Source organism: Tsuneonella sp. HG222, from assembly GCF_053819185.1.
Genome location: NZ_JBSOQZ010000001.1, coordinates 1,195,309 through 1,219,671, shown reverse-complemented (window position 1 = coordinate 1,219,671; position 24,363 = coordinate 1,195,309). Strand labels below are relative to the sequence as shown.

General features: G+C 67.7%; 19 protein-coding genes. 4 read left to right on the top strand and 15 right to left on the bottom strand.

What is annotated here, in order from left to right:
• Window positions 1-55: 55 nt before the first annotated feature.
• Complete coding sequence (secA, locus tag ACWPMZ_RS06195) at window positions 56-2,800, bottom strand: preprotein translocase subunit SecA (RefSeq protein ID WP_455703132.1); 2,745 nt, start codon at window positions 2,798-2,800, stop codon at window positions 56-58.
• A gap of 86 nt (window positions 2,801-2,886) precedes the next feature.
• Window positions 2,887-3,156, bottom strand: coding sequence for a hypothetical protein (locus ACWPMZ_RS06190; protein WP_455703131.1), 270 nt, complete (start codon window positions 3,154-3,156; stop codon window positions 2,887-2,889).
• A gap of 109 nt (window positions 3,157-3,265) precedes the next feature.
• On the opposite strand from ACWPMZ_RS06190, the gene ACWPMZ_RS06185 reads away from it, so the two are divergent.
• From ACWPMZ_RS06185 to ACWPMZ_RS06175, 3 genes are all read left to right on the top strand, one after another.
• A complete protein-coding gene (locus tag ACWPMZ_RS06185) occupies window positions 3,266-4,312 on the top strand; it encodes an acyltransferase family protein (protein ID WP_455703130.1) in 1,047 nt (348 codons plus the stop codon).
• Between the two features lie 177 nt (window positions 4,313-4,489).
• On the top strand, window positions 4,490-5,716 hold the full coding sequence (argJ, locus tag ACWPMZ_RS06180; RefSeq protein ID WP_455703129.1) for a bifunctional glutamate N-acetyltransferase/amino-acid acetyltransferase ArgJ: 1,227 nt from the start codon (window positions 4,490-4,492) through the stop codon (window positions 5,714-5,716).
• On the top strand, window positions 5,713-6,525 hold the full coding sequence (locus ACWPMZ_RS06175) for an inositol monophosphatase family protein (RefSeq protein ID WP_455703128.1): 813 nt from the start codon (window positions 5,713-5,715) through the stop codon (window positions 6,523-6,525). Before argJ ends, ACWPMZ_RS06175 begins: the two co-directional genes overlap by 4 nt.
• A 19-nt stretch (window positions 6,526-6,544) precedes the next feature.
• On the opposite strand, the gene trxA is transcribed toward ACWPMZ_RS06175, so the two are convergent.
• From trxA to ahcY, 8 genes are all read right to left on the bottom strand, one after another.
• Window positions 6,545-6,868, bottom strand: a complete 324-nt coding sequence (gene trxA, locus ACWPMZ_RS06170) for a thioredoxin (protein WP_455703127.1) — start codon at window positions 6,866-6,868, stop codon at window positions 6,545-6,547.
• Between the two features lie 57 nt (window positions 6,869-6,925).
• Entirely contained in the window at window positions 6,926-10,393 is a 3,468-nt protein-coding gene (addA, locus tag ACWPMZ_RS06165; protein ID WP_455703126.1) for a double-strand break repair helicase AddA, read from the bottom strand.
• Window positions 10,390-13,353, bottom strand: a complete 2,964-nt coding sequence (locus tag ACWPMZ_RS06160; protein WP_455703125.1) for a PD-(D/E)XK nuclease family protein — start codon at window positions 13,351-13,353, stop codon at window positions 10,390-10,392. Before ACWPMZ_RS06160 ends, addA begins: the two co-directional genes overlap by 4 nt.
• Window positions 13,346-14,062 carry a nucleotidyltransferase family protein gene (locus ACWPMZ_RS06155; RefSeq protein WP_455703124.1) on the bottom strand — a complete coding sequence of 239 codons (717 nt, stop codon included), beginning with the start codon at window positions 14,060-14,062 and terminating at the stop codon, window positions 13,346-13,348. The genes ACWPMZ_RS06160 and ACWPMZ_RS06155 overlap by 8 nt, the downstream gene beginning before the upstream one ends.
• On the bottom strand, window positions 14,059-15,036 hold the full coding sequence (locus ACWPMZ_RS06150; RefSeq protein ID WP_455703123.1) for an aminoglycoside phosphotransferase family protein: 978 nt from the start codon (window positions 15,034-15,036) through the stop codon (window positions 14,059-14,061). Before ACWPMZ_RS06150 ends, ACWPMZ_RS06155 begins: the two co-directional genes overlap by 4 nt.
• Window positions 15,033-15,470: a tRNA (adenosine(37)-N6)-threonylcarbamoyltransferase complex ATPase subunit type 1 TsaE gene (gene tsaE / locus ACWPMZ_RS06145; RefSeq protein ID WP_455703122.1), complete on the bottom strand. Its 438-nt coding sequence runs from the start codon at window positions 15,468-15,470 to the stop codon at window positions 15,033-15,035. Before tsaE ends, ACWPMZ_RS06150 begins: the two co-directional genes overlap by 4 nt.
• On the bottom strand, window positions 15,467-17,824 hold the full coding sequence (locus tag ACWPMZ_RS06140; protein WP_455703121.1) for a PAS-domain containing protein: 2,358 nt from the start codon (window positions 17,822-17,824) through the stop codon (window positions 15,467-15,469). The genes tsaE and ACWPMZ_RS06140 overlap by 4 nt, the downstream gene beginning before the upstream one ends.
• A 97-nt stretch (window positions 17,825-17,921) precedes the next feature.
• On the bottom strand, window positions 17,922-19,328 hold the full coding sequence (gene ahcY, locus ACWPMZ_RS06135; RefSeq protein WP_455703120.1) for an adenosylhomocysteinase: 1,407 nt from the start codon (window positions 19,326-19,328) through the stop codon (window positions 17,922-17,924).
• Between the two features lie 178 nt (window positions 19,329-19,506).
• Here ahcY and ACWPMZ_RS06130 point away from each other — a divergent pair, with 178 nt between their 5' ends.
• The gene (locus tag ACWPMZ_RS06130) at window positions 19,507-19,986 is read left to right on the top strand and encodes a redoxin family protein (protein ID WP_455703119.1); all 480 of its coding nucleotides are present in this window, start codon (window positions 19,507-19,509) and stop codon (window positions 19,984-19,986) included.
• A gap of 48 nt (window positions 19,987-20,034) precedes the next feature.
• On the opposite strand, the gene ACWPMZ_RS06125 is transcribed toward ACWPMZ_RS06130, so the two are convergent.
• From ACWPMZ_RS06125 to ACWPMZ_RS06105, 5 genes are all read right to left on the bottom strand, one after another.
• Entirely contained in the window at window positions 20,035-20,370 is a 336-nt protein-coding gene (locus tag ACWPMZ_RS06125; protein ID WP_455703118.1) for a hypothetical protein, read from the bottom strand.
• Complete coding sequence (locus ACWPMZ_RS06120) at window positions 20,367-20,675, bottom strand: PilZ domain-containing protein (RefSeq protein WP_455703117.1); 309 nt, start codon at window positions 20,673-20,675, stop codon at window positions 20,367-20,369. The genes ACWPMZ_RS06125 and ACWPMZ_RS06120 overlap by 4 nt, the downstream gene beginning before the upstream one ends.
• A gap of 237 nt (window positions 20,676-20,912) precedes the next feature.
• Complete coding sequence (locus ACWPMZ_RS06115; RefSeq protein WP_455703116.1) at window positions 20,913-22,205, bottom strand: UDP-N-acetylglucosamine 1-carboxyvinyltransferase; 1,293 nt, start codon at window positions 22,203-22,205, stop codon at window positions 20,913-20,915.
• Window positions 22,205-22,813 carry a GTP cyclohydrolase I FolE gene (gene folE, locus ACWPMZ_RS06110; RefSeq protein WP_455703115.1) on the bottom strand — a complete coding sequence of 203 codons (609 nt, stop codon included), beginning with the start codon at window positions 22,811-22,813 and terminating at the stop codon, window positions 22,205-22,207. Before folE ends, ACWPMZ_RS06115 begins: the two co-directional genes overlap by 1 nt.
• Window positions 22,810-24,360: a phospholipase D-like domain-containing protein gene (locus ACWPMZ_RS06105; RefSeq protein WP_455703114.1), complete on the bottom strand. Its 1,551-nt coding sequence runs from the start codon at window positions 24,358-24,360 to the stop codon at window positions 22,810-22,812. The genes folE and ACWPMZ_RS06105 overlap by 4 nt, the downstream gene beginning before the upstream one ends.
• Between the last annotated feature and the right edge of the window lie 3 nt (window positions 24,361-24,363).

Here is a 24,363-nt window from a genome sequence, read left to right as displayed (position 1 = left end):
CGCCGCGACTGTAACACCCGTTACGGTCGCGGCAAGGGAGGAAGTCCGGCCTCGATCAGGCCATCGCGCCGTGGCAGTGCTTGTACTTGTTGCCCGAACCGCACGGGCACAGCGCATTGCGGCTGATTTCCTGCCCGGCATAGGGATTGTCGGACGATCCGCCCGGACCGGCGGCCGCCATCGGGCTCCCGGCAAGCGATCCGAAGAACGCCGGGTTGAGAGCAGAGCCGTCGCCGTCGCGGCTGTCGTCGAGCCCGGTCAGGGGATCGATGTGGCCGGTCAGGAAGTCGGGCAGGTCGGGCAGCGCCGGCGGCGGCGGGGCCATCCGCAGCACGCTGGTGAGCAGGATCTTGGTCACATCCTCGCGGATCACCTCGAGCATCGATTCGAACAGGCCGAACGCTTCCTGCTTGTATTCGTTGATCGGCTGCTTCTGCGCATAGGCGCGCAGGAACACCACCTGGCGCAAGGCATCGAGCGTGGCGAGGTGCTCCTTCCAGTGATGGTCGAGCCGGTCGAGCAGAACCTGCTTTTCGACCTGCCGCCAGACCGTGGGATCGCTTTCCGCGATCTTGCGCTCCATCGCCGCGTCGGCCGCCTCGCGGATCCGCTCCTCGATCATCTCGGGTTCGACCGAATCTTCGTGCAGCCAGTCTTCGATGGGGAAATCCATGCCGGTCATGTCGGCGATCTTCGCCTTCAGCGAGGCGACGTCCCACTGCTCGGGATAGGAATCCGGCGGGCAGGCCGTGCCGACGATCGCGTTGATCGCGTCGTGCCGCATGTCGACCACCACATCGTCCACGGTCTCGCTGTCCATGATCTCGGCGCGCTGTTCGTAGACCACCTTGCGCTGGTCGTTCATCACGTTGTCGTATTCGACGACCTGCTTGCGGACTTCGTAGTTGCGCGCCTCGACCTTCTTCTGCGCCGTCTCGATGGCCTTCGAGAGCCACTTGCTGCCGATGGCCTCACCGTCCGCGAGGTTGGAGTTCATCATCTTGGAGAACAGGGTGTCGGGCCCGAAGATGCGCAACAGGTCATCCTCGAGGCACAGGTAGAACCTGCTCAGGCCCGGGTCGCCCTGGCGGCCCGAGCGGCCGCGCAACTGGTTGTCGATGCGGCGGCTCTCGTGGCGCTCGGTACCGAGCACGAACAGCCCGCCGGCTTCGAGCACCTTGGCCCTCTCCGCGGCGACCTCGGCCTTGATGCGGTCGATCTCGAGCGCGCGCTTGGGGTCGTCCTTGGCGAGGTCCTTCAGCTCGTCCTCGATCCGGTATTCGACGTTGCCGCCGAGCTGGATGTCGGTCCCGCGCCCGGCCATGTTGGTCGAGACGGTAACCGCCTTGAGCCGGCCGGCCTGGGCGACGATGTGTGCCTCCTGTTCGTGGAAGCGGGCGTTCAGCACCTCGTGCTTGACGCCTTCCTTGTCGAGGAAGCTGGAGAGCAGTTCCGACTTCTCGATCGACACCGTGCCGACAAGCACCGGCTGGCCGGTGTCCTGCTTTTCGCGGATCGCCTTGGCGATGGCCTGGAACTTGTCGAGCGTGTTCTTGTAGAACTCGTCGTCCTCGTCGATGCGCTGGACGGGGACGTTGGTCGGGATTTCGACGACGTTGAGCTTGTAGATGTCCCAGAATTCCGCCGCTTCGGTGGCCGCGGTACCGGTCATGCCGCCGAGCTTGGGATACATCCGGAAGTAGTTCTGGAAGGTGATCGAAGCCATCGTCTGGTTCTCGGGCTCGATCTTGACGCCTTCCTTGGCCTCGACCGCCTGGTGCAGGCCGTTCGACCAGCGCCGTCCGTCCATCATGCGGCCGGTAAACTCGTCGATGATGACGATCTTGCCTTCCTTGACGATGTAATCGATGTCGCGCTTCTGGATGATGTTGGCCCGGAGCGCCTGGTCGAGGTGATGCACGACCAGGGTGTTTTCCACATCGTAGAGGTTGTCGGTGACGAGCAGCCCGGCGGCCGCCACGCGCCGCTCGATCTCTTCGCTCCCCTCCTCGGTCAGGCTGACGCTGCGCGCCTTCTCGTCGACCTCGTAGTATTCGCTTTCGAAGGTCTTCACGATGGCGTCGAGCTGCAGATAGAGCTCGCTCTTGTCGTCGGTCGGGCCCGAGATGATCAGCGGCGTGCGCGCCTCGTCGACCAGGATGGAATCGACCTCGTCGACGATCGCGAAGTTGAACGGCCGGTGCACCTGCTGGCTGCGTTCGTGCTTCATGTTGTCGCGCAGGTAATCGAAGCCGAACTCGTTGTTCGTGCCGTAGGTGATGTCGGACAGGTAGGCGTCGCGCCGCTCGTGCTCCGAAAGGTTGGGCACGATGACGCCGACCGTCAGGCCGAGGTACCGGTAGATCTGCCCCATCCATTCGGCGTCGCGCCGGGCGAGGTAGTCGTTGACCGTAACGACGTGGACGCCCTTGCCCTCGATCGCGTTGAGATAGGTCGCCAGCGTTGCGACCAGGGTCTTGCCCTCGCCGGTCCGCATCTCGGCGATCTCACCGCGGTGGAGCACGATGCCGCCGACGAGCTGCACGTCGAAGTGGCGCATGCCCAGCACCCGGACCGATGCTTCGCGCACCGTGGCGAAGGCTTCGGGCAGGATGTCGTCAAGCGTCTTGCCGCCGGCGATCTGGTCGCGGAACTTCTGCGTCTGGGCCGCCAGCTCCGCATCGGACAGCGCCTGGATCTGCGGCTCGAGCGCGTTGACCATGGCGATGATGGGGTCGAGCGACTTTACGTAACGGTCGTTGGATGAGCCGAACACGGCCTTGGCGATTGCGCCGAACATGGGCGTTGTTCCCGAAATGATTTGGAAAAAGGGACACCGCGCAAGCACGCGCGGCGGGAATTACAGCAGATTGGAATGCTGCGGCGCTATTCCAGCGCGAGGTCCGCACCGAACATGATCGGCGGGAAAACGACCAGCGGGGTCGGCTTGGGGCACGGCGTGCGCTGGGTCTTGCCCTGCGCCATCGGCCGCTTGCGCTGCGCTTCGGCAATGCGCCGGTCCATGTCGCACTTGGACGACACGTCGAACGCGGCGGTGACGCCCACGGGCACTTCCCCGGCACGCGCCTGAGCCGGCACACCGAGTGCGGCGAGGCCCGTCAACAGGGCGAGAAGTGCGATCAGCTTGCGCAGCATGATGGCAGGATAATAGTGATTCCCGGCCGAAAGTCCATCGCCGCAATGCGATAGTCGGCGGATTTGCCGGCTTAAGCCGTTCGTAACCACGATTGGCTAAGCCCCGGGGATGACGGACGCCACAGACCGCCAAGGACCAGCCCGTCTGCCGCTACTCGACGGTATGCGTGGGCTCGCCGCGCTCTACGTCATGTCCTATCACGCCTGGCTGTTCGGTCTTGCCGGCCCGCTGATGCAGCGGGCTTACCTGTTTGTCGATCTGTTCTTCGTGCTCAGCGGCTTCGTCCTTGCCAAGGCGTTCGACAGCAAACTGCGCAGCGGGCTGACACCGGCGGCGTTCATGCGGATGCGCGTCGCCAGGCTGTGGCCGATGGTCGCCGCCGGTTCGCTGCTGGGCCTGTTGCTGTTCGCGACGGCCGGGCGCTTCGCGGAAGGGCTCCGCTGGCTGCCGCTTTCGCTGTTGCTCATTCCCGCGCTGTGGTTGCCGAGAACCCTGTTCCCGCTGAACGGTCCGCAGTGGTCGCTGGTACTCGAACTGGTGGCAAACCTGCTTCATGCCGTCGTTCTTGCGAAGTTGCGGACGGCATGGCTCGCGCTCGCCGTGGGGATTACCGGCGTGATCCTGGCCATCTGCATTCTGCGCCACGGCTCCAACGAGTTCGGGATGAACGGACCGCAATTTCTGCCCGGCGTGGCGCGGGTGATGTTCGGATATGGCGCGGGACTGCTCGTTGCCCGGTGGCATGCGGGGGCGATTGCGTTACGGTGGCCGGATTTGCCTTGGCCGGCGGCTCTGGCGCTGCCGGTGGCGGTCATCGCCGCCCTGCCCTACGCGCCGCTTGGCCACGCGGCGGGCGACATTCTGATCGCGATCATTGCCTTCCCGCTGTGGCTGATCCTGGCAATTCGCGCCCCGGCCAGCACATCGGCCGAACCGTGGCTGCGGCGGCTGGGCCTGTTGTCGTACCCACTCTACGCGATCCATCTGCCGATCCTGCAGATCGTGCAGCTTCACTTCGATCCGTCGGTCGGCCGCATCGTCGCGCCGGTTCTGGCCATTGCCCTGGGCGCCATACTCGCCGCGCTGTTCGAAGCGAGGCGCTTGCGGCACAAGGACAAGCAGCGCGCAGCCGTGCCGGGCATCGCGCCGGCATGACGGCGATCCCGCTTCCCGGCCCCGGCCATCCGGCTGCCGCGGCGGCTCCAGCGCCCCCGCCCCGCCCAGCCTCTCCACCCGGCCACGGTCACCGCGGCCCGCAACTGCAGCACGTCTATTCGGATTGCATGCCCGGCGGAGCTTGACGCTCGTTTTCTCCGGCTTATCGCCCCGGCGATGGACCTCGAACGCTCGCCACTCGCCCTGCCCTTCCCGGCCATGCCGCCCATCGCGGGCGTCACGCTGCGCGTCGCGCGCGCCGGGTACAAGAACTGGGGTCGCTGCGACCTGACCTTCGCCGAACTGGTTGAAGGAACGGCGGTCGCCGGCGTGTTCACCCGCAACGTGTGCTGTTCGAGCGAAGTCGAACTGGGGCGCGAGCAGGCACGCCTGGGCAAGGCCCGCGCCCTGGTCGTCAACGCGGGCAATTCCAACGCCTTCACCGGCTATCGCGGGCGCGACGCGGTCGAGGCGATCATGGCGCAAGTCGCCGGCCATCTCGGGTGCGAACCGAGCGAGGTTTTCGTTTCCTCGACCGGCGTCATTGGTGTGCCCCTGCCGCAGGACAAGGCCCGTGCCGGGGTCGAGGCGGCGCTGACGGCCGAGCCCTGCTCGTGGGAAGATGCCGCAGCGACGATCGCCACCACCGACACCTTCCCCAAGGGCGCGATGGCGACCGCGCTCGTCGGCGGCACAACTGTCACCCTGTGTGCGATCATCAAGGGCAGCGGGATGATCGCACCCGACATGGCGACGATGCTCGGCTACATCTTCACAGATGCGGCCGTCGATCCGGTGTTCCTGCAGCAGTGCCTGTCCGCCGCGAACGAGTCGACCTTCAGCTGCATCACCGTCGACAGCGACACCTCGACCAGCGACACCGTGCTCGCCTTCGCCACCGGCAGGGCCGGCAACGTGCCGCTCGCCTCGTTCGAGGATGACGGGGCCGACGCCTTTGCCGAGGCCGTTCACGACGTGTGCCGCCAGCTCGCCCATCTGGTCGTGCGCGACGGTGAGGGCGCGCAGAAGTTCATCGAGATCCACGTCGAGGGCGCCGTGTCGGACGAAAGCGCGCGCAAGGTCGGGCTCGCGATTGCCAACTCGCCGCTGGTCAAGACGGCCATCGCCGGGGAAGACGCCAACTGGGGCCGCGTGGTCATGGCTGTTGGCAAGGCGGGTGAGCCCGCCGACCGCGACAAGCTGTCGATCGGCTTCGGCGGCGTCTGGGCAGCCCGCGAGGGATTGCCGCTGGCCGATTACGACGAGGCGCCGGTCGCCGCCCATCTGCGCGGCAAGGAGATCCGCATCGACGTCGACCTCGGCCTTGGCGAGGGCCGCGCCACCGTGTGGACCTGCGACCTGACGCACGGCTACATCGCGATCAACGCGGACTATCGCTCTTGAGCGCACTGGACGAGGAAATCCTCGGGCTGCTGCGGTTCGTTTCGGAACGGGCGATCATGCCGCGCTGGCGCAACCTCGCGGCCGGCGAGATCGAGGCGAAGGCGCAGGACGATCTGGTGACCGTGGTCGACCGGGAAGTGGAGGCTTTCCTGGCCGAAGCTCTCACCAGGCTGGCGCCGGGCGTCAGGATCGTCGGCGAAGAGGCGGCCCATGCCGATCCCACCGTGCTCGATGCGCTGGGTGAAGCCTGCTGGATCATCGACCCCATCGACGGGACAAGCAATTTCGCGCGGGGCGACGGCCACTTCGCGGTCATGATCGCGCTAGCCGATGCGGGAGAGGCGATCGCAGGGTGGATTTACGATCCGCGCCGCGACCGGTTGTGCCGTGCCCGGCGCGGCGAAGGCGCCTTTGTCGGCGAGGAGCAGGTAAGCGCAACGGAGAGCGGCTCCACCCCTCCCGTGCTGTCGGCGATGACCAGGTTCATGACGCCCGAACAGCGCGCACTGTTCGAGCGCGAAGTCGCGCCGAACTATCGGCCGGGCCAGGCACCGGGCTGCGCTGCCGAGGAGTATCCCATGGTGGCGTTCGGCCCGCACGATCTGGCGATCTACGAACGCACGCTGGCCTGGGACCACGCGGCCGGGTGCCTGCTTCTTAACGAGGCAGGCGGGCGGTGCGCCCGGCAAGACGGATCGCCCTACCGGGTGGACAGCGCGCGCAAGGGAATGATCGCCGCCGCCAGCCCGCGCCAGTGGGATGCGTTCGTCGAGCTGCTCGACCGGTCGGGCTATCGTCCGGGCGGCTAGCCGCCCTGCCTTCCGGAGATTAGCCCAGTTCGCCTTCGAGCCAGCCCTTGAGCGCGCTCTTGGGCGCCGCGCCGAGGCGCTTGGCGACCGGCTTGCCGTCCTTGAACAGCACCATCAGCGGGATCGACTGGACGCCGATCTGGCCGGGGATATCGGGGTTCTCCATGATGTCCATCTTGGCGATGGTCACCTTGCCGGCCAGCTCGTCGCTGATTTCCTCGAGCGCGGGGGCGATCATCTTGCACGGCCCGCACCAGTCTGCCCAGAAATCGACCAGCACCGGGGTGCCGGATTCGAGAACGTCGGCCTGGAAACTGGCGTCGGTGACGGTCTTGGTGGCCATGGGGAACTCCTTGTCTGTTGCCATTTATCTAGGCGGCACCCACCGCGTTGCAACGGCTCAGGCAGGAAAGCTTTCCTGCGCTGGGGATAATGCCGCCTTGTGCTCGGCCAGCACCTCGGGCGGGATCGCGATCAGCCGCGGAACCTGGGTGTAAAGCACCGCCGCCTCGATCCGGCGGCCGGGATAGATCGCCTCCAGCGCGGCGGCATAAGCGCCCATCTGGCGCAGCGTCGTGCGCGGCATGTCGGCAAGCCCGGAGGGCGGGCGGCGCGCGGTCTTGAAGTCGACCACGAGCACGCGGTCGGGCCGCACCAGCAGCCGATCCGCCGTCCCCGCCACGACTTGCCCGCCGACCACTGCGGCCAGCGGCACTTCGGCCAGCGCATCGGGCGAAAAGATATCCGCCCAGCCGGGCGCCTCTATGACCGCAAGCGCGGCGGCGAGCATGTCGTCCCGCTCGTCCTGCGTCACCTCGCTCGCCTGCCGCGCGAGCCATCCGGCGGCAACGCTTCGGCGATCACCGGGCGCAATGTCGGGCAGCCGTTCGAGCAGGCGGTGGATGAGAACGCCGCGCCTTGCGGCAAAGGCATCGCCGCCGGGCGGAAACGGCGGATCGGCTCCCTCGTCCTGCCCTGCCCCGCTCGGCGCCAGTGGGCGTGGCGGGCGCGGCTCGGGGCCGATCGCCGTGGTGACCCAAGCGGGAAGCTCCATCCGCTCGCCCGAGGGCGTCTGGGCCGCGCGCGGCATGGGCGGTGCGCGCTCTCCATGCTCCAGGCGCCAGCCCCAGATCGGATCCTCGACCGGCAGGGCGTCCATCGTCTGGGCCAGGCGGGCGAACCACGAATCCGGCTTGGGCTCGTCCTCGCGCCCCAGCAAGGCGCCGCCAACGAAAAGCGCTTCCTCTGCGCGGGTCATCGCCACGTAAAGCAGCCGCCAGTGCTCCTGCCGCTCGGCCAGCCGCGCCGCCTCTTCGGCGGCCGCGATCCGGCCCACCCGTTCGGCGCCGGCGAGATCGGGCAACGGCAAAGTGAGCCCGCCCCCGCCCGGAATGTCCTCCTCCAAAGCCAGTCCGCGCGGCGGCGAACTGTCCGGATCGCCGGTCGCATCGGCCAGGATCACGATCGGCGCCTGCAGCCCCTTGCTGCCGTGCACCGTCATGACCCGCACCAACCCCTCGCTCGCCCCGGCCTCGCGCTTGATGTCCCCGTCGCCCGCGTCGAACCAATGGACGAAGCCCTGCAGGCTCGGCGTGTGCGCCGAGGCATAGGAGTGGGCTGCGTTGAGCAATTCGTCGATCGGATCGTTCGCCTCGCGCCCAAGCCGCGAGACAAGCGCCTTGCGCCCCTGCCACGGCCCGACGAGGATCCAGTGGAGCAGCGCCATCGGCGGCTCGAAGTCGGCCCGGCGCAGCAGGTCGAGCAGCCGCTCCACCGTTTGCGCGACACGCGGTTCGCGCGAAGCGCGCAGGTGATCCCACAGCGGGACGCCGAAACCGCGATAGCCGAATTCAAGCAGGTCCTGCTGCGACCAGCCCCCCAGCGGGCTAACCAGCAGGTTGGCGAGGCTCAGGTCGTCGAGCGGTTGCGCGGCGAAGCGCAGCGCCGCCATCAGGTCCTTCACCGCCAGCGGAGCACCCAGGCGCAGCCGGTCGACCCCCGCCACCGGGACGCCCGCAGCATGCAGTCGCGCCACGATCAGGCCGGCAAGATCGCGCCGCTTGCGCACCAGGACCATGATGTCGCCCGGCCCGGCGTGGCGCTTCTCGCCCTTGACCAGCGGGAAGCCGGCGCCCTCGCCGTCCGGCCGCAGCCAGTCTCGCACCTGCTGTGCGATCCTGTCCGCCATCGCCCGTTCGGGGCCGGGCAGCCAGGTGTCGGGCGCTTCCTCGTCGCGCTCTTCCTCGTCGTCCTCGGTACCCTTGACCGGCCGCCACAGCGTGACCAGTCCGGGCCGCTCCTCGCCGATGTGCCGCTCGGGCTCGTCGGCCAGGCCGAACGCCTCGTGCCCGATCGCCCCGATCGCTGCGTCGACGAAGTCGAGCACCGGCTGCGCCGTGCGATAGCTGCGCCCCAGCCCCAACCCCTGCAATTCGCGCGAGGCAGGGTCGTTCGCCGCCAGTTCGGCCATGATCCGGGCATAGCGCCGACGCGCGGCCTCGAAGTTTTCCGGGCTGGTGCCCTGGAAGCGGAAGATCGCCTGCTTGTAGTCGCCCACCACGAAGATGGTCCGCAGGTGGTCGGCCCGCTGGCCCTCCCCGGAGAAGAAGTCGCCCGTCAGCGCGTCGATGATCGACCACTGCGCGGCGTTGGTGTCCTGCGCTTCGTCGATCAAGATGTGGTCGAACTGCCGGTCGAGCTTGTAGCGGATCCAGTCGGCGAGGTCGGAGCGCGAAAGGAGCGCGGCCGCCTGGCGGATTTGGTCGTCGAAATCGATCAATCCCTCACGCGTCTTGGCCTCGTCCCACGCCAACGCGAAGCGGCGGCCGACGGTCAGTGCCGGGACCAGAATGTCGGCCAGTGCGAGCAACTTCTTGCAATCGAGCACCGCCAGGATGCCGGCGGCCGCGCCCGCCACGTGGTCGGGATAGCGCGGGTCGAGCTTGTCCTGCGATTTCGAGGCGCGCGGCAGGCCCGCCTTGGTGTGGAAGACGTCGAACAGGTCCTCGATCAACTCTGCCCGCGCCTCGGGCGCGGCGCCGAGCCAGGCGGCGATGCGCTGGGCGTTCTTCTGCCCGGTTTCCGCGCTCCAGTTCCGGTTGACGGCGAGGCAGCGCTCCAGCGCAGCGCAATCGAAGCGCGCATCCTCGCACAGCGCATGGAGCAGCGCCGGCCCGGCATCGCTCGGCAGGCCGAGCAGCCGGCGCACGCGCTCGTCGAGCGGCTCCTGCCACCCGGACGGGCCGAACCACGCCTCGCGCGCCTCGGCGCAGCGCATCAGCCACCCGCGCGCCTTGTCCTCCCCCATCCGCAGCGAAAGCGTGGCCATGGCACCGAGCATGGCGGTGTCGCCCTGGTCCTCCCAAGTAACGAGCAGATCGGCCAGGACCTGGTAGGCCAGCAGGTCCTTGTCGCGGTCCTCCATCGGGCGCGTGCCGGGGACCAGCCCGGCCTCTTCCGGGAATGCGCCCAGCAGCCACTGCGAGAACGCGTGGATCGTGTCGATCCGCAAGCCCCCGCCCGGGCAGTCGAGCACCTGCGCGAAGAGCGAGCGCGCCCTGGCCTGCGTCTCGGGGGTGGGCCGCGCGCCGATCGAAGCGAGGTCGGTCGCCAGGTCGGTCGCCGGCATCCGCACCCAGTCCGCCAGGACTTCGTTGACCCGGGCGGCCATCTCGGCGGCGCCGGCCTTGGTAAACGTCAGGCACAGTATCTGCGACGGCGACACGCCTTCGGTCAGAAGCAGGCGCAGCACACGCGCGGACAGGACCTGCGTTTTGCCGGTCCCGGCGCTGGCCGAAAGCCACACGCTGTCGCGCGGCTCGACGGCGTCGCGTTGCTGGTCGCGCAGGGGATAGACCTTCCCGCTCATGCCGCCGCGCCCTCGCCATCCTCGCGGCCCTGCCACTCGTCGAGCCGCATGAGCTGGTCGTAGGTCGCGAACGAGCCGATGTTGGGGTTTAGCCGCGCGGTGAACGGCTCACTGCCCAGGATCCACTTGTCGAGCGCATCGTCGAGATATTCCTTGGCCCGCGGCAGGAACTCCTCGGCCGGGATGCCGGAGCGCTTGGCCCCGGTGAGGACCGGCGTGGCGACGAAGCCGAAGCCGGTGTCGCTCTTGGACGACTTGGCGAGCGACCAGTACTCGAACACCTGCGGCTCGCCGGCGAGACCCTCGAAGGCACCGGCCGCCACCATCAGGCCCATCGTGCCCAGTTGCAGCGCGAAGCCCTGTTCCACCCGCTTGCCGCTGGGCGGCTGGCCGGTCTTGTAATCCACCACGGCAAGCCCGCCGGCGGGCAGGCGGTCGATGCGGTCGGCCTTGCCGGTGATCTTGACGCCGCGATAGGTCCACGTGCCCTTGCGCTCGAAAAGCTCGGGCGTCCGATCCGGGTCCGCTTCGACCTGCGCCGCCACCCATTCGAGCGCGCGCATCAGGCGCGGCTGCCACAGGGCGCGGGTCAGCGGATGATGGTTCATCTCGGCCAAGACCTCGTCGACGATCTGGGCCATGGGCCGGCGGGTCTCGTGCCAGGTCTGCAGCACCTTGTGCGCCGCGGTGCCGCGCCAGGCCGGGGTCGGCTCGGCGTCGAGCGGGTCGAGCTCGCCCAGTTGCAGGATCTCGCGCGCGTAGAACTCGTAAGGGTCCGACCTCAGCCGGTCGAGACCGGTGACGCTGACGCGCACCAGCCGCTGCACGGGATCGGGGCGCGGTTGCGGCCGGGGATAGGCGCTAGTGGCGGGAACGTCGTCGATCGCCCGGGCGAGGTCCAGGGTTTGCCCGTCGCGCGCCTCGCCGGTCATCCGCCGTCCCAGCAGGGCCATGACGCGCAGGAGGAACCGGCTGGCGATCGCCGGCCCGTCCGCCTCGCGCTCGGCGCGGGTCAGGACCACCTCGGGTGCGCCGAGCATGCCGGCCAGGTCGTGGGCGGCAAGGCCGATGCGGAAATCGCTGCCCGGCACGCCAAGCGCGCGCAAGACCGGCGGAGCTAACAGGGGGTCGAGCGACGGCGTGGCCGGCCAGGTCCCCTCGTTGAGACCGGCGCAGATCACCAGGTCCGCCCGCGTCATGCGCGCCTCCAGCAACCCGTAAATGGCGACCCGCGGGTGGCCCCCGTACGGCGGCCGGACGGACACTTGCTCCATCCATTCGCGCAGCGCCGATGGCAGTTCGGCGGGCAGCATCGCGAAGCCCGCCTCGCCGGCATGGACGCGCAGGTCCTCCACCAGCGCGGAGAGAGCCCGTCCGTCCTCGCGCGCCCACAGGTTCTCGCCTGCCAGGGCCTCGCCGGCTGCGGCAAGGCGATCGAGCATGGCGTCGAGCGGGCTCGCGCCCTCGCCCAGGATCGGCGCGACGATGGCCTCGACCTCGGCCCACCACAAGCCGACGCCTGCCCTGGCGGCGATCGCGCCGAGCGGCGCCAACCCCGGCGCGGGGCGGGGGCCGCGCAGCGCCAGTTCGAACCGGCGCGCCGCGTCGAGCCAGCCGCCGCGGTCGTCGCCCTGCCGCACGAGCGGGTTTTCGAGCAGGGCCATCAGCGAGACCGGCGAGGCTCCGTCGGCAGCCACGTCGGCCAGTTGCAGCATCAGCCGCCCGGGCGGCGTCTGCGAGAGCGGGCGGCCGGCGGAATCGTCGGCCTCGATGTTCCACCGGCGCAGGTGATGCACGACCCGGCGGGCCAGCCCCCGGTCGGGCGTGACAACGGCCACGCGCCGCTCCGGCTCAGCAACCGCCTGGCGCACCAGCAGGGAGATGGCCTGGGCCTCTTCCTCCGGATTGGCCGCCTCGACGATCCGCACGCCGGCCAGGCGGCGTTTCTCCGCCGGGAGGTCGACCCAGCTCTTGCTCGCCTCGGGCGGCAGGAACAGGCTGGAAATGGCATGGCTGCGCTCCGGCGGACCCTTGCCCAGCCCCGCGCGGTGCCACGGCTGCACTTCGGCCCGGTTCACGCCCATGCGGTTGAGCAGCAGCTTGAGGTGATATTGCGGATGGGTCACCGCGTCGCCCCGGCTCATCGGTGGATCGGCTTCCGGAGCGCCGGCATGGCCCAGTTCGTCCCACACCGCGGCGCTCATCGAAAGGTCGAGATCGGGCAGGATCACCGCCCCGCCCGGCAGTTCCGACACCACGCGCAGCAGCGCCGCCAGCGCGGGCGCGGCGCTCGTAACCCCCGCGGCGACGATGGGCGTGCTCGGCGGATTGCTGCGCCAGCGATCCGCCGCGCGTTCGAACAGCCGGTTGCGGCGGGTGGCGGTGTCGATCTCGCCGCGTTCCCGCAATTCGCTGCGCCAGCGGGCGTGTACACGCGCGAACAGGCGGGTGTTTTCCTGCCAATGAAGCGCTTGATCCGCGAGTACCTGCAGCACGTTTTCCTGCCACAGCGTTTCAGGGTCGATGTTTTCCACCAGCAGGCGGTCGATCGCGGTGGCTACCTGCCGCGCCAGCCGCAGTTGCGCCACGCCGCTGACGGCGTTGCCGTCCTTGTCGCGGAACTCCTCTCCGACATACTGCGCCAGGCGGAAAAGCCGCCGGGTGGGGTTCGCTGCGGGAGGTATGGCCGATCCCGCGCCGAGCGGATCGAGCAATGCACCCAGCGTCTCGTCGAGGTCGAGATCGCCGACCACCGCCATGCGCGGCATCAGCAGGCCCGTACCCGAAAGCCGCACGAACGCCTCCTGCACCGTGCGCGCCGCGCGGCTACTGGGCAGGAGGAGAGTGAGCTGCGCGAGGCCGACGTCCGGGTCGCGATAGCGCGCGAGAAGGCCTGCAGCGAGCGCATCGGCAAAGCCGCGGTGCGCGGCGATGGAGTAGACCTGCGGGCCCTCAGGCATCCTTCAATGCGGCTTCGGTCGGGGCGATGGACTGCGGGTTGCCGACTTCGAACCACTGGCCGGTAAAGGCGCAGCCATAGAGCCGCCCTTCCTCGATGGCGCGGGTCCACAGGATGTTGGTCGAGAACGGTCCCTCGGGCGCCTCGCGCAGCAGGCGGTGGCCGACGAGCTGGATACCGGTGTAGATGAAGGGCGCGATCCTGCCGGAGCGGCGCCGCGCGAGCTGACCGTCCGCCGCCATGTGGAAATCGCCCTTGCCGCGAAAGTTGTGCGCGCCGCGGTGCGGCACCAGCAGCAGTAGAGCGTCCATCTTGTCCGCATCCCACGCGTCGCTCAGGTCGGCGAAGGCGTTGCGCGGGCCATCGAGCCAGATGTTGTCGCTGTTGATGGCGAAGAACGGGTCGGGCAGCAGGGGCAGCGCCTTGACCATCCCCCCACCGGTTTCGAGGAGCAGTTCGCGCTCGTCCGACACCGCGACCTTGGGCATCTTCCGCCCGAGGACATGGGCTTCGAGCGCGTCGGCGAGGTAATGCACGTTGACCACCGCCTTCGCCACGCCCGCCTCGGCCAGACGATCCAGCGCATGATCGATCAGCGCCTTGCCGGCGACCCGGACCAGCGGCTTGGGCTGGCTGGCCGTCAACGGCCGCATGCGCTTGCCGAGCCCCGCACTCAGGACCATGGCGGTATCGGAAGCGAGCTGGTTCACGGGATCTCCCCGCCCCTGCTGTCACGCAAATGTTGCGGGATGTTTGCAGCGAACCAGTCTTGCACCGGGGCGAGCGCCGGATGCGCCAGGTCGCGCTCCAGGGCCTCCCAGACACGCGGGATGAAGTCCAGGTAGTGCGGCTTGCCGTCGCGTCGGCACAGCCGCACGAAGATGCCGACGATCTTGGCATTGCGCTGCGCGCCGAGCCGCGCGTAGTCCGCCTCGAACTCCAGCCCCGCCCCGGTCGCGGCGATGTAGCGGTCGAGCATCTTCCGTTCGAGCTCGGGCGAAACGTCGCGTCGCGCATCCTGCAGCAAGCTGACCAGATCGTAGGCGGGATGGCCGACCAGCGCATCCTGGAAGTCGATCAGCCCCTGCGCCCCGCCTTCCAGCAGCATGATGTTTTCGGCATGATAGTCGCGCAGCACGGTGACGCCCGGATTCTGCCGCGGCAGCATCGGCATGAGCGCTGCTTCCCAGGCGGCGCGGTAGCCTGCCTCGTCCACCGACAGACCCATCGCCGGGCAATACCATTCGACGAAGAGCGCGGCCTCGCGCTGGTAGACGGCCATGTCGTAGGGGGGAAACGGCCCCGGCGGGCTGGCGTGAAGCCGGACCAACGCATCGATCGCCTCGGCGTAGGTTTCTGTCTCGGCATGGCCGTTGGCATCCAGCCAGTCGCGCATCCGGTCGGCACCGAAGTCTTCGATCAGCACCAGCCCGCGCGTCCGGTCCTCAGCATGGATCGCCGGCGCGCGGTGGCCCTGGCGCGCCAGCCAGGCGCCAACTTCGAGAAACGGCACGGGATCCTCGTGCGGCGGCGGGGCATCCATCAGCATGGCGCTGCGGCCCACGCCGCGAATGCGGAAATAGCGGCGGAAGCTGGCATCGCCGGCCAGCGGCTCGACCGCGCAACCACCCCAGCCCGCGCCTTGCAGAAAGTCTTCCAGCCCATCGGGCATCTTCGCGCTCATGGCATGCGCCCTAGCCAATCCGCACCGCCTTCGACAATCGCCCGGCGGCCGTGTTCCGCAAATTCCAGCGCGATCCGCAGGCAGCCCGCCTCATGGGCGAACCCGCCTGCCTTTTCCGGCCACTCGGCCAGGAGAGCGGCGCCCTCGCGATAATCGTCGAGCCCGAGTTCGATCGCCTCCGCAGGCCGCTCGAGCCGATAGAAATCGGCATGGACCAGGGGCGGCACGAGCGAATCGTAGGTCTCGACGATGGTGAAGGTCGGCGAAGGCACCTCCCCCGAGTGACCGAGCGCCGCGATGACCGCCCGCGCCAGGGTAGTCTTGCCGGTGCCGAGATCGCCGTGCAGCTCGACCACATCACCGGGCCGCAGGCGCGCCGCGATCCGCGCGCCGAAGGGGTCCATTGCGGCGAGATCCGGCAGGTCAACGATCACGGCAGCAGGATCGTAGCGGTGGTCCCGCCGCCCGGTTCGCTCTGCAGTTCGAGCCGGCCGCCATGGGCCTCGATCAACTGGCGGGCCAGCGGCAGGCCAAGGCCACCGCGGCGCGCTTCGGGCTTGCCGTCGGGCCCGATGCGATAGCCGTCGAGCGCGCGGGCGAGCTCGCCGGGCCGCATCCCGGCGCCATTGTCGGATACGACGATGCGCGCGCCCTGCTTCAGGCGCGAGAGCGCGACCAGGATGCGCCCGTCCTTTTCGGGCACGGCGGCGATCGCGTTATCGAGGATGTTGCCGATGGCCCTGCCGAGCTGGCGCTTGTCGGCCTGGACCGAGCCCGCCCCCTTGTCGCCGCGCAGGTCGAGCGTCAGGTGCTTGGCTTCGATCGGCTCCTCGCGCTCGCGCACCACGGAGGTGACGAACGAGATCAGGTCGACCTCCTCGGTCGCGATCGGCAGCAATCCGGCTTCGCTCTGCGTCAGGTCGAGGACGCTTTCGATCTGCTGCGAGAGCCGCTCGACCGACGCGATGATCGCCGCGACGTAGTCCTGCGCCTGCGGGGTGAGATCGCCCGCCACGCCGCTGTGCAGCAATTCTGCAAACCCGCCGATCGACGTGAGCGGCGTGCGAAATTCGTAGCTCATGTTGGCGAGGAAGCGGGTCTTGACCGCGTCTGCCTCTTCCAGCGCGCTGGCGCGTTCGCGCAGCACGTCTTCGGCCTTCTTGGAATCGGTCACGTCGAGCACGGTCAGCAGCCCGTTGCCGTCAGGCAGGGGAACGCCGGCGAACTCCAGCGTGCGCCCGTCGGACAGCTGGACCTGCCCGCCGCGCTGCTGGCGGTCGAGCGTGGCGGCGCGCAGCACCTCCCCGATGGCCTTGCGCTGGGCGGGCCGCGCGAGCCGCGTGGCAATCCGCTCTAGAATGGCCTCGACCCGCGGATGCGAGTTGAGGAAATCGTCGTCGAGCTCCCAGATGTCGCCGAAGCGCCGGTTCCACAGTTGCAGGCGGCCGTCGGGCGCGAACACGGCAAGCGATTCGAACAGGCTGTCGAAGGTCGCCGCGCGGGTGCGCAGAAGGGTATCGCGCATGGCGGAAAGCTTGAGCGGTTCGGTCCGGTCCTCTGCGATCATCACCAGGCCGCCGTCGGGCATCGGTTGCGCCACCACCCGCAGGTGAGTGCCGCCCGCAACGGTCCATGCCTCTTCCTGCGCCTTGTCGCGGGCGAACCATTCGCCGACCTCCTGCCGCCAGGCGGGGAAATCGCGCGCCTCGGGCAGGCGCCCGGCATCGCGCGCCAGGTCGAGCATCCGCTCGAAGCTGGGGCGTTCGATCAGGCTGCCGGGCGGCAGCGCAAACAGGCGCTGGAACGGCTGGTTGGCGAAGGACAGCTTCCGATCGCTGTCGAACTGGGCGACCCCGATCGACAACTGGTCGAGCATCGAGCGCTGCGCTTCCTGGAATGCGCGGAACGCGCGGCCCTGCTCCTCCATCTCCTCGATATCGATGGCGTACCCGGCCACCCCTTCCTGGCCGAGCGGCAGATCGCTGACGCGCAGGGCGCGGCGCTGCGTCCCAACGGTCGCCTGGACGATGCGTTCGACCGGCAGGTCCTTGTCGCGTGCCTGTTTGGCGATCTGCGCGGCGGTCAGCCCGTCGACCCGCTCGATCAGTTCGACCTGCTTCTCGACCACGGTTTCGGCGTCGGTCGCACCGACTGCCTTCACATAGGCGCTGTTGACCAGCCGCAGGTTCATGTCGGGCCCGCGGAACCACATCGGCATAGGCGCGGCTTCGATCAGCCCAACGAGCGAGGCGAAATCGTCCCGCGCGCGACTGGCCTCCTCGCGCAGACGGGTCAGCTCACCCTGGCTTTCGGAGAAATCGAACCACCAGACCAGCGCCGCGCCCGGCGGGGCGACGACCGGATCGGCGATCGTGCCGCGCAGGGCGAGGCTGCGCTGCGATCCGCGCGGCGTCACGATCATGCGGAACGGCGCGGCGGTCTTCTGCGTGCGCCGGACGGCTTCGACCAGTTCGCCCATCGCGAATTCGCCCAGCCCGACCTCGCTGCCCGAACCATCGTCGCCGAGCTCGCTCAGGTATTGCGGCAACCGCTTGAGGCCCAGCCAGGCCGCCAGCTTGTCCGGCCCCTCGATCCGCATGTCGGCGCGGATCAGCAAGGGGACGGCGGGCGAATCCTCCATCATCCGCGACAGGCGGCGGGCGTTGGAGCGGGCGGCGCGGGCCAGGCGCGCCTTGCTGCTGGCATTTATCGCCAGCCACGCCGCGCCAAAGGTCCAGCCCCCCAGCAGGAGGCCGAACAACACCAGCGCGGTCGGGGTGAATTCCATGCGCCCCAGCTATGAGCCGCGCGGGCGCGATGCAATGGGCCGCTTGGAGCCGCGCGCGATCAATCCCCTCCCGTACGCGGCGGGAGGGGATTTGCGATCAATAACGGTAGTGATCCGCCTTGTAGGGCCCGGCCACCGGCACGCCGATATAGTCGGCCTGCGCCTGCGTCAGCTTGGTCAGCTTCACGCCCAGCTTGTCGAGGTGAAGCGCCGCGACCTTCTCGTCGAGGTGCTTGGGCAAAACGTACACGTCGTTGTCGTATTCGCCGCTCTTGGTGAACAGCTCGATCTGCGCCAGCGTCTGGTTGGTGAAGCTGCAGCTCATCACGAAGCTGGGATGGCCGGTGGCGCAGCCCAGGTTCACCAGGCGGCCCTTGGCCAGGACGATGATCTGCTTGCCGTCGGGGAAGGTGACGACGTCGGTCCCCGGCTTGATTTCCTTCCAGTCGTAGTTGTCGAGGGCGGAGATCTGGATCTCGGAATCGAAGTGGCCGATGTTGCACACGATGGCCATGTTCTTCATGCCCTTCATGTGCTCGGCCGTGATCACGTCCTCGTTGCCGGTGGTGGTGACGAAGATGTCGCAGCGCTTGACCGCGTCTTCCATGGTCACGACCTCAAACCCTTCCATCGCCGCCTGGAGCGCGCAGATCGGGTCGATCTCGGTCACCATCACGCGCGCGCCGCCGTTGCGCAGCGAATCCGCGCTGCCCTTGCCGACGTCGCCGAAGCCGGCGACGCAGGCGACCTTGCCGGCCAGCATCACGTCGGTCGCGCGGCGGATGGCGTCGACCAGCGATTCCTTGCAGCCGTAGAGGTTGTCGAACTTCGACTTGGTGACGCTGTCGTTCACGTTGATCGCCGGGAACGGCAGCTTGCCCTGCTTGGCCAGGCTGTAGAGCCGGTGGACGCCGGTGGTGGTCTCTTCCGACACGCCCTTGATGTTCTTGACCGTCTGCGTGAGGTAGCCCGGCTTGCGCTGCAGGAATTCCTTGAGCGCGCGGACGAATTCGATCTCCTCGGCATTCGAGGGTTCGAAAAGGTCCTCGCCGGCTTCGACCCGCGCGCCCCACAAGGCGAACATCGTGGCGTCGCCGCCATCGTCGAGGATCATGTTGCAGGTCTCGTCCTCGCCCCAGTCGAAGATCTTGCCCACGTAGTCCCAATATTCGGCCAGGCTCTCGCCCTTGATGGCGAAGGTCGGGATTCCGGCCTCGGCCATCGCGGCCGCCGCATGGTCCTGCGTCGAATAGATGTTGCAAGTCGCCCAGCGCAGTTCGGCGCCCAGCGCGACGAGCGTTTCCATCAGCACCGCCGTCTGGATCGTCATGTGCAGCGAACCGGTGATCTTCGCGCCCTTGAGCGGCTGCGAAGCGCCGTATTCCTCGCGCGTCGCCATCAGCCCGGGCATCTCGGTTTCGGCGATGGCGATCTCGTCGCGGCCGTATCCGGCGAGGCTGATGTCCTTGACGATGTAGTCGCGTTCGGCAGTGGCGGTGGCCATCCGGTGGTCTCCTGTCGTGTTTCGCGGAAGGCGTCGCCGGGGCTCCATGCTTCGCCGTTGGTGCCGGGCGACATAGCGACTTGGCGCATCGTTCGCAAACCCTGCCGCGCATGCCTGTTGCGCCCGTCCCGCTTTATCCTATCTAGGCAGCCGGACGGGATCAGGAGGATTTTTTGCGATGACGATTTCCAAGGGCGAACGCCTTCCCGACGTGACGCTGGTCAAGGCCGGCCCGAACGGACCGGAGAAGGTCCAGTCGAGCGACTATTTCAAGGGCAAGAAGGTCGCGCTGTTCTCGGTCCCGGGCGCTTTTACCCCGACCTGTTCGGCCAAGCACCTGCCGAGCTATGTCGACAAGGCATCCGAGCTCAAGGCCAAGGGCGTCGACGAGATCGTCGGGACCTCGGTCAACGATGCCTTCGTCATGGGTGCATGGAACAAGGCGGCCGGTTCGGACGACATCACCATGCTGGCCGACGGCAACGGCGACTTCGCCGAAGCGCTGGGCCTGACGATGGACGGCAGTGGCTTCGGCATGGGCAAGCGCGGACAGCGCTTCTCGATGATCGTTGACGACGGTGTGGTCAGCGAGATCAACGTCGAAGCCCCGGGCGACTATAAGGTTTCGAGCGCGGAGCACATGCTCGAACAGCTCTGAGGCTGCTCTCCGACTTGAAACGAAAGGGCGCCCGTTGCGGCGCCCTTTTCATTTTTGCGGTGTGGTCCGCAAGGATCCGCTCCGGCCTGTGCTGCGCTCGATCGCCGCGTCCGACAGGGGGCGGCGGAACTGGCATCCCAGCTCGCCGTCCTCGTTCCAGCGGACGACCGCCCGCGCAATGCCGTAGCCGGGAAGAGCGACGCCCAGCCAGGTTCCCGCCGCGAGTTCGGTGTCGCAAATCGCCAGGAAACCCAGTTCCGAGACGTTGCGAACTGTCGCATCGATCAGGCGATCGTCGGGCAGCAGAATCTGCGTCGCGATATCCACCCCGGTGCGGGGGGCACGGGGGCGGAACCGCGCGGGGCGCTTGAGGGACAGGATCACGCCATCACCCGTACGGGAATTTCCACTCGCTCCCGGGCGACGAGTTCACGCAGGGCAGCTTCGGTGACCACGTCGAGTGGATAGAGAAACTCGCAGCCCACCGCATGGTCCGAAGCCCAGCGGATCTTCGCGGCCAAGGGGTCCATGCCGCAGGGCCGCATCCAAAGGCTGCCGAAATCCTCCAGCTGCCTGATGCCGGTGAGCCGGAATCCGGTGGTCGACAGGTCGGCCAGCATGGCGCGGCGCCATGGCTGGGCGCCACCCTTGAACTCCACCATCAGGCTGCACATTGTCCGCGGCGCCATGCGCCGTCCGATGGTCCTGTCATTTTGAACGCTTGTAGATGGCATGGTTGCGACCGACCTCCGCGGACCTAATGAAAGCCACGTAGGTCCGGTTCCGGCGTTAACTCTGATAATCGTGCGCGCGCGCCGTCAGGTCAGCAAACTATTGGCGCGCAAAGATAAATTCGTGCAATCATCAGGCCCGAGGATCCCGCCAGGGCGGCGGCCGTTAACCTTGAAAGGACGAGACTTGCGCCATCAATCCATCCACTGGACGTCCGCACCCAGCGCGACGAAGTTCTTCACGAAATCCGGGTGTGCGCGCTTGATGGGATCGGCGTCGAGGATGGTCGATTCGCCCTCGATGCTGCTCGCCACCATCAGCAGGGCGATGGCCACGCGGATGATGTAGGGGCTGGTCACGGTGGCCGGGGCCAGTTTCTCGCCGCCGAAGGTGATCAGCCGGTGCGGGTCGCACAGCAATGTGTGGGCCCCGAACAGGCTCAGCTCGGTGTGCCAGGTCAGGCCGCCTTCGTAGACCTTGTTCCAGAACATCGTCTGGCCCCGCGCCCGCACGCCCAGGGCGATGAAGATCGGCAGCAGGTCGGCCGGAATGTAGGGCCACGGCGCCGCCTCGACCTTGGTGATCAGGTGGCTGGTGAAGTTCTCCTTCACCTTGAGCTCGCCGGTGCGGCGGATGCGCGACCAGCCGCCCGCGTGCTCGACCTCGGCGCCGAACTTGGCGAAGGTCTGGTCGATCAGGTCGAAATGCTCGGGGCAGCCGTTGCGCACGGAGATGTCGCCATTGGTCACCGCTGACAGGGCCAGGAAGGTGGCGATCTCGTGGAAATCGTCGTTGAAGGTGTAGTCGGCGCCGCCAAGCTTCGAATTGCCCTCGATCGAGACCATCGAGGTGCCCTTGCCCTTGAGCTTCGCGCCGCACTTCTCGAGGAAGACGCACATCTCCTGCACGTGCGGCTCGCAGGCGGCGTTGACGATCTGGCTTTCGCCCGCGACCGTCAGGGCGCAGAGGATGAAGTTCTCGGTCGTGGTGACGGAAGCGTATTCCAGCCACATGCGCGTGGCCTCGCCCTTGCCCGTCCCCTTGAAGACGATCTCGCCCTTTTCCTCGCTTACGCTGGCACCAAAAGCGCGGAACACCGCGACGTGCGGGTCGATCTCGCGCGCGCCAAGCGTGCAGCCCTTGACCTCGTGTTCCAGCCGCACTTCGCCGAGCCGCATGATGAGGCCCGGGATCATCATGATCGAGGCGCGCATGGCCTGCGGCAGACGCGTGGTCTTGCCCTTCTTGACGGTCGAGTGATCGATCCGCAGGATCTTGCCGACCTTGTCCCACTCTACGGTCGTGCCGATCTCGCCGAAGAAATCGACGATACGCACCACGTCGGTGATCTCGGGAACGTTGCGCAGCGTGATGGGTGCGTCGCTCAGCAGCGTGGCGCACAGAACCGGCAGGACTGCGTTCTTGTTGGCGGACGGTTCGATCCGCCCGACGAGCTTCTGCCCTCCACGAACCAGCAGCGATCCCATCAGTACCCCATCAGTTTCAGGACTTCCTCGCGGCTGCGATGGTCCGAACGGAAAACTCCCATCACCCGGCTGGTGACCATCGAGACGCCCGGGGTGCGTACGCCCCGCGCGGTCATGCAGGCATGGCTCGCGTCGATCACCACCGCCACGCCGCGCGGGTCGAGATGGTCCCAGATGCACTGCGCGACTTCGGCCGTCAGCCGTTCCTGGATCTGCAGCCGGCGGGCGAAGGCGTGCAGCACGCGGGCCAGCTTGGAAATTCCGACCACGCGATTGTTCGGCAGATAGGCGATTGCCGCCTTGCCGATGATCGGGGCCATGTGATGTTCGCAGTGGCTCTGGAACGGGATGTCCTTGAGCAGCACGATCTCGTCGTACCCGCCGACTTCCTCGAAGATCCTGCTCAGGTGCTGCGAAGGTTCCTCAGTATAGCCGACGCAGTATTCCTTCCACGCGCGCGCCACGCGCTTGGGCGTGTCGATCAGCCCCTCGCGCTCCGGGTCGTCGCCGGCCCAGCGGATCAGCGTGCGGATCGCCTCCTGAACTTCCTCGGGAACGGGTGGTTTGCCCCGCAGATCGTCTTCGTCGGGGCCTACAAGACTGCTCATCGGTGCTCCCGCTTGTGGCGCCAGCGCGCCCTCGCCCGGCCCCATAATCCGCCATGCCGGAAAAGGCCACGCCTCGCCTGCATGAAGTCGAACATCTCGTCCGGCGTCTCCGGATCGAGCACTTCGTTGTCGGCCAGGTCCTTCTCGACATCGGTCAGATGCTCGAGAGTAAGGCGCCGCAGGCTGCGCGGGCGTTCTTCGCCCAGCGCCTCGATCATGGCCGCCATCGAACCGTGCCGGTCGAGCAGCGGGCCGACCTCGTCCTCGGCCAGGCCAAGGTGTTCAGCCAGGAGCGAATAGCGCAGCGCCGTGATCGCCTCCCCGCAGTGGCCGTTGCCCGGGCGGGAACAGTCGATGAAGACGTCGCATTCGCTGTCCAGGCCCATCGAACGGTTGTTGAAATTGGCCGACCCGATGCGGAAGATCGTGTCGTCTACGATCATGATCTTCGCGTGGCAGTAGATCGGCGTCTCGCCGGTATAGGGCACGTACCAATGCAGCCGGTGCTGGTCGTCGACTTCCTCAAGCATGGTCACAAGGCGGTGGCGCGCGGTGTCCATGGCCGCCTGTTCGACGACGCCCTCGGCATTTTCGGCATGGACGACGATTATTTCGGGCGGGTCGGGCTCGCCCAGCCGCTTGCAGATCGCCTCGGCTACCGAGCGGGAAGCGAAATACTGGCTTTCGGCGTAAATGAACTTCTTGGCCCCGGCGATCTGGCTGGCGAACAATTCGCGGATCTCGTGAACGCCCTCCTGGTCGTCACCATATTCGGCCCGGGTGCGCGCTATGCCCAATTCCACATTGGTGAACTGCGCCTCGAGGCCTTCGGGCCACGCGCTTTCGCAGGCCGTGTCAACCGGCTTGAGGTCACGCCCGCCGGCCCGTGCCCAGCGGTCGCGCCCAAGGTCACCCAGCGCGCCGGCGACTTCGCCTTCCAGCATCATGGTGGCATCGTGCCAGGGACCGTATTTCTTGCCGTTGGGCGTCCTGCGGCCAGGTTCGTCCTCGTGGTGGGCGCGCGTGTCCCACCGCTCGCTCGTCATGTCGATCCCGCCGCAGACCGCCAGGCGCTCGTCGATCACGACGATCTTCTGGTGATGGCTGCAACCGAAGGGATGCGCGGTGTCGAACTTGAACTGGATGCGCTTGTGTCGTGCCCAGCGGATGATGTCGATCAGCATGGTCCCGCGGCCGAAGAACTTGATGAAGCCGATCGACCATTTGAGGATGAGGATTTCGAGGTCCGGATTCTGCCGCCGCAGCCAGAGGATATAACTGCCCAGGCGCAGTGGAGCCTCGCGCTTCCACATGCGCTGCCACCACCTGCGGCCTTCGACCAGGTGGATCCGGGTATCGAAATCCCACCCGATCAGGTGAATCCGCCGCTGCGCCCGACCCATCGCCTCGCGCATCAGGGCGAAGTAATCGGCGGCGTCGACGATCACCGTCGCGCGTTCGGCCCTGGCATAACGCCAGACGCCCGGCTCGACGGACTTGTCGTCGATCCCGGCGTACTCCTTTTTTCCGTCTGTCCCGTCCGCCAAAGC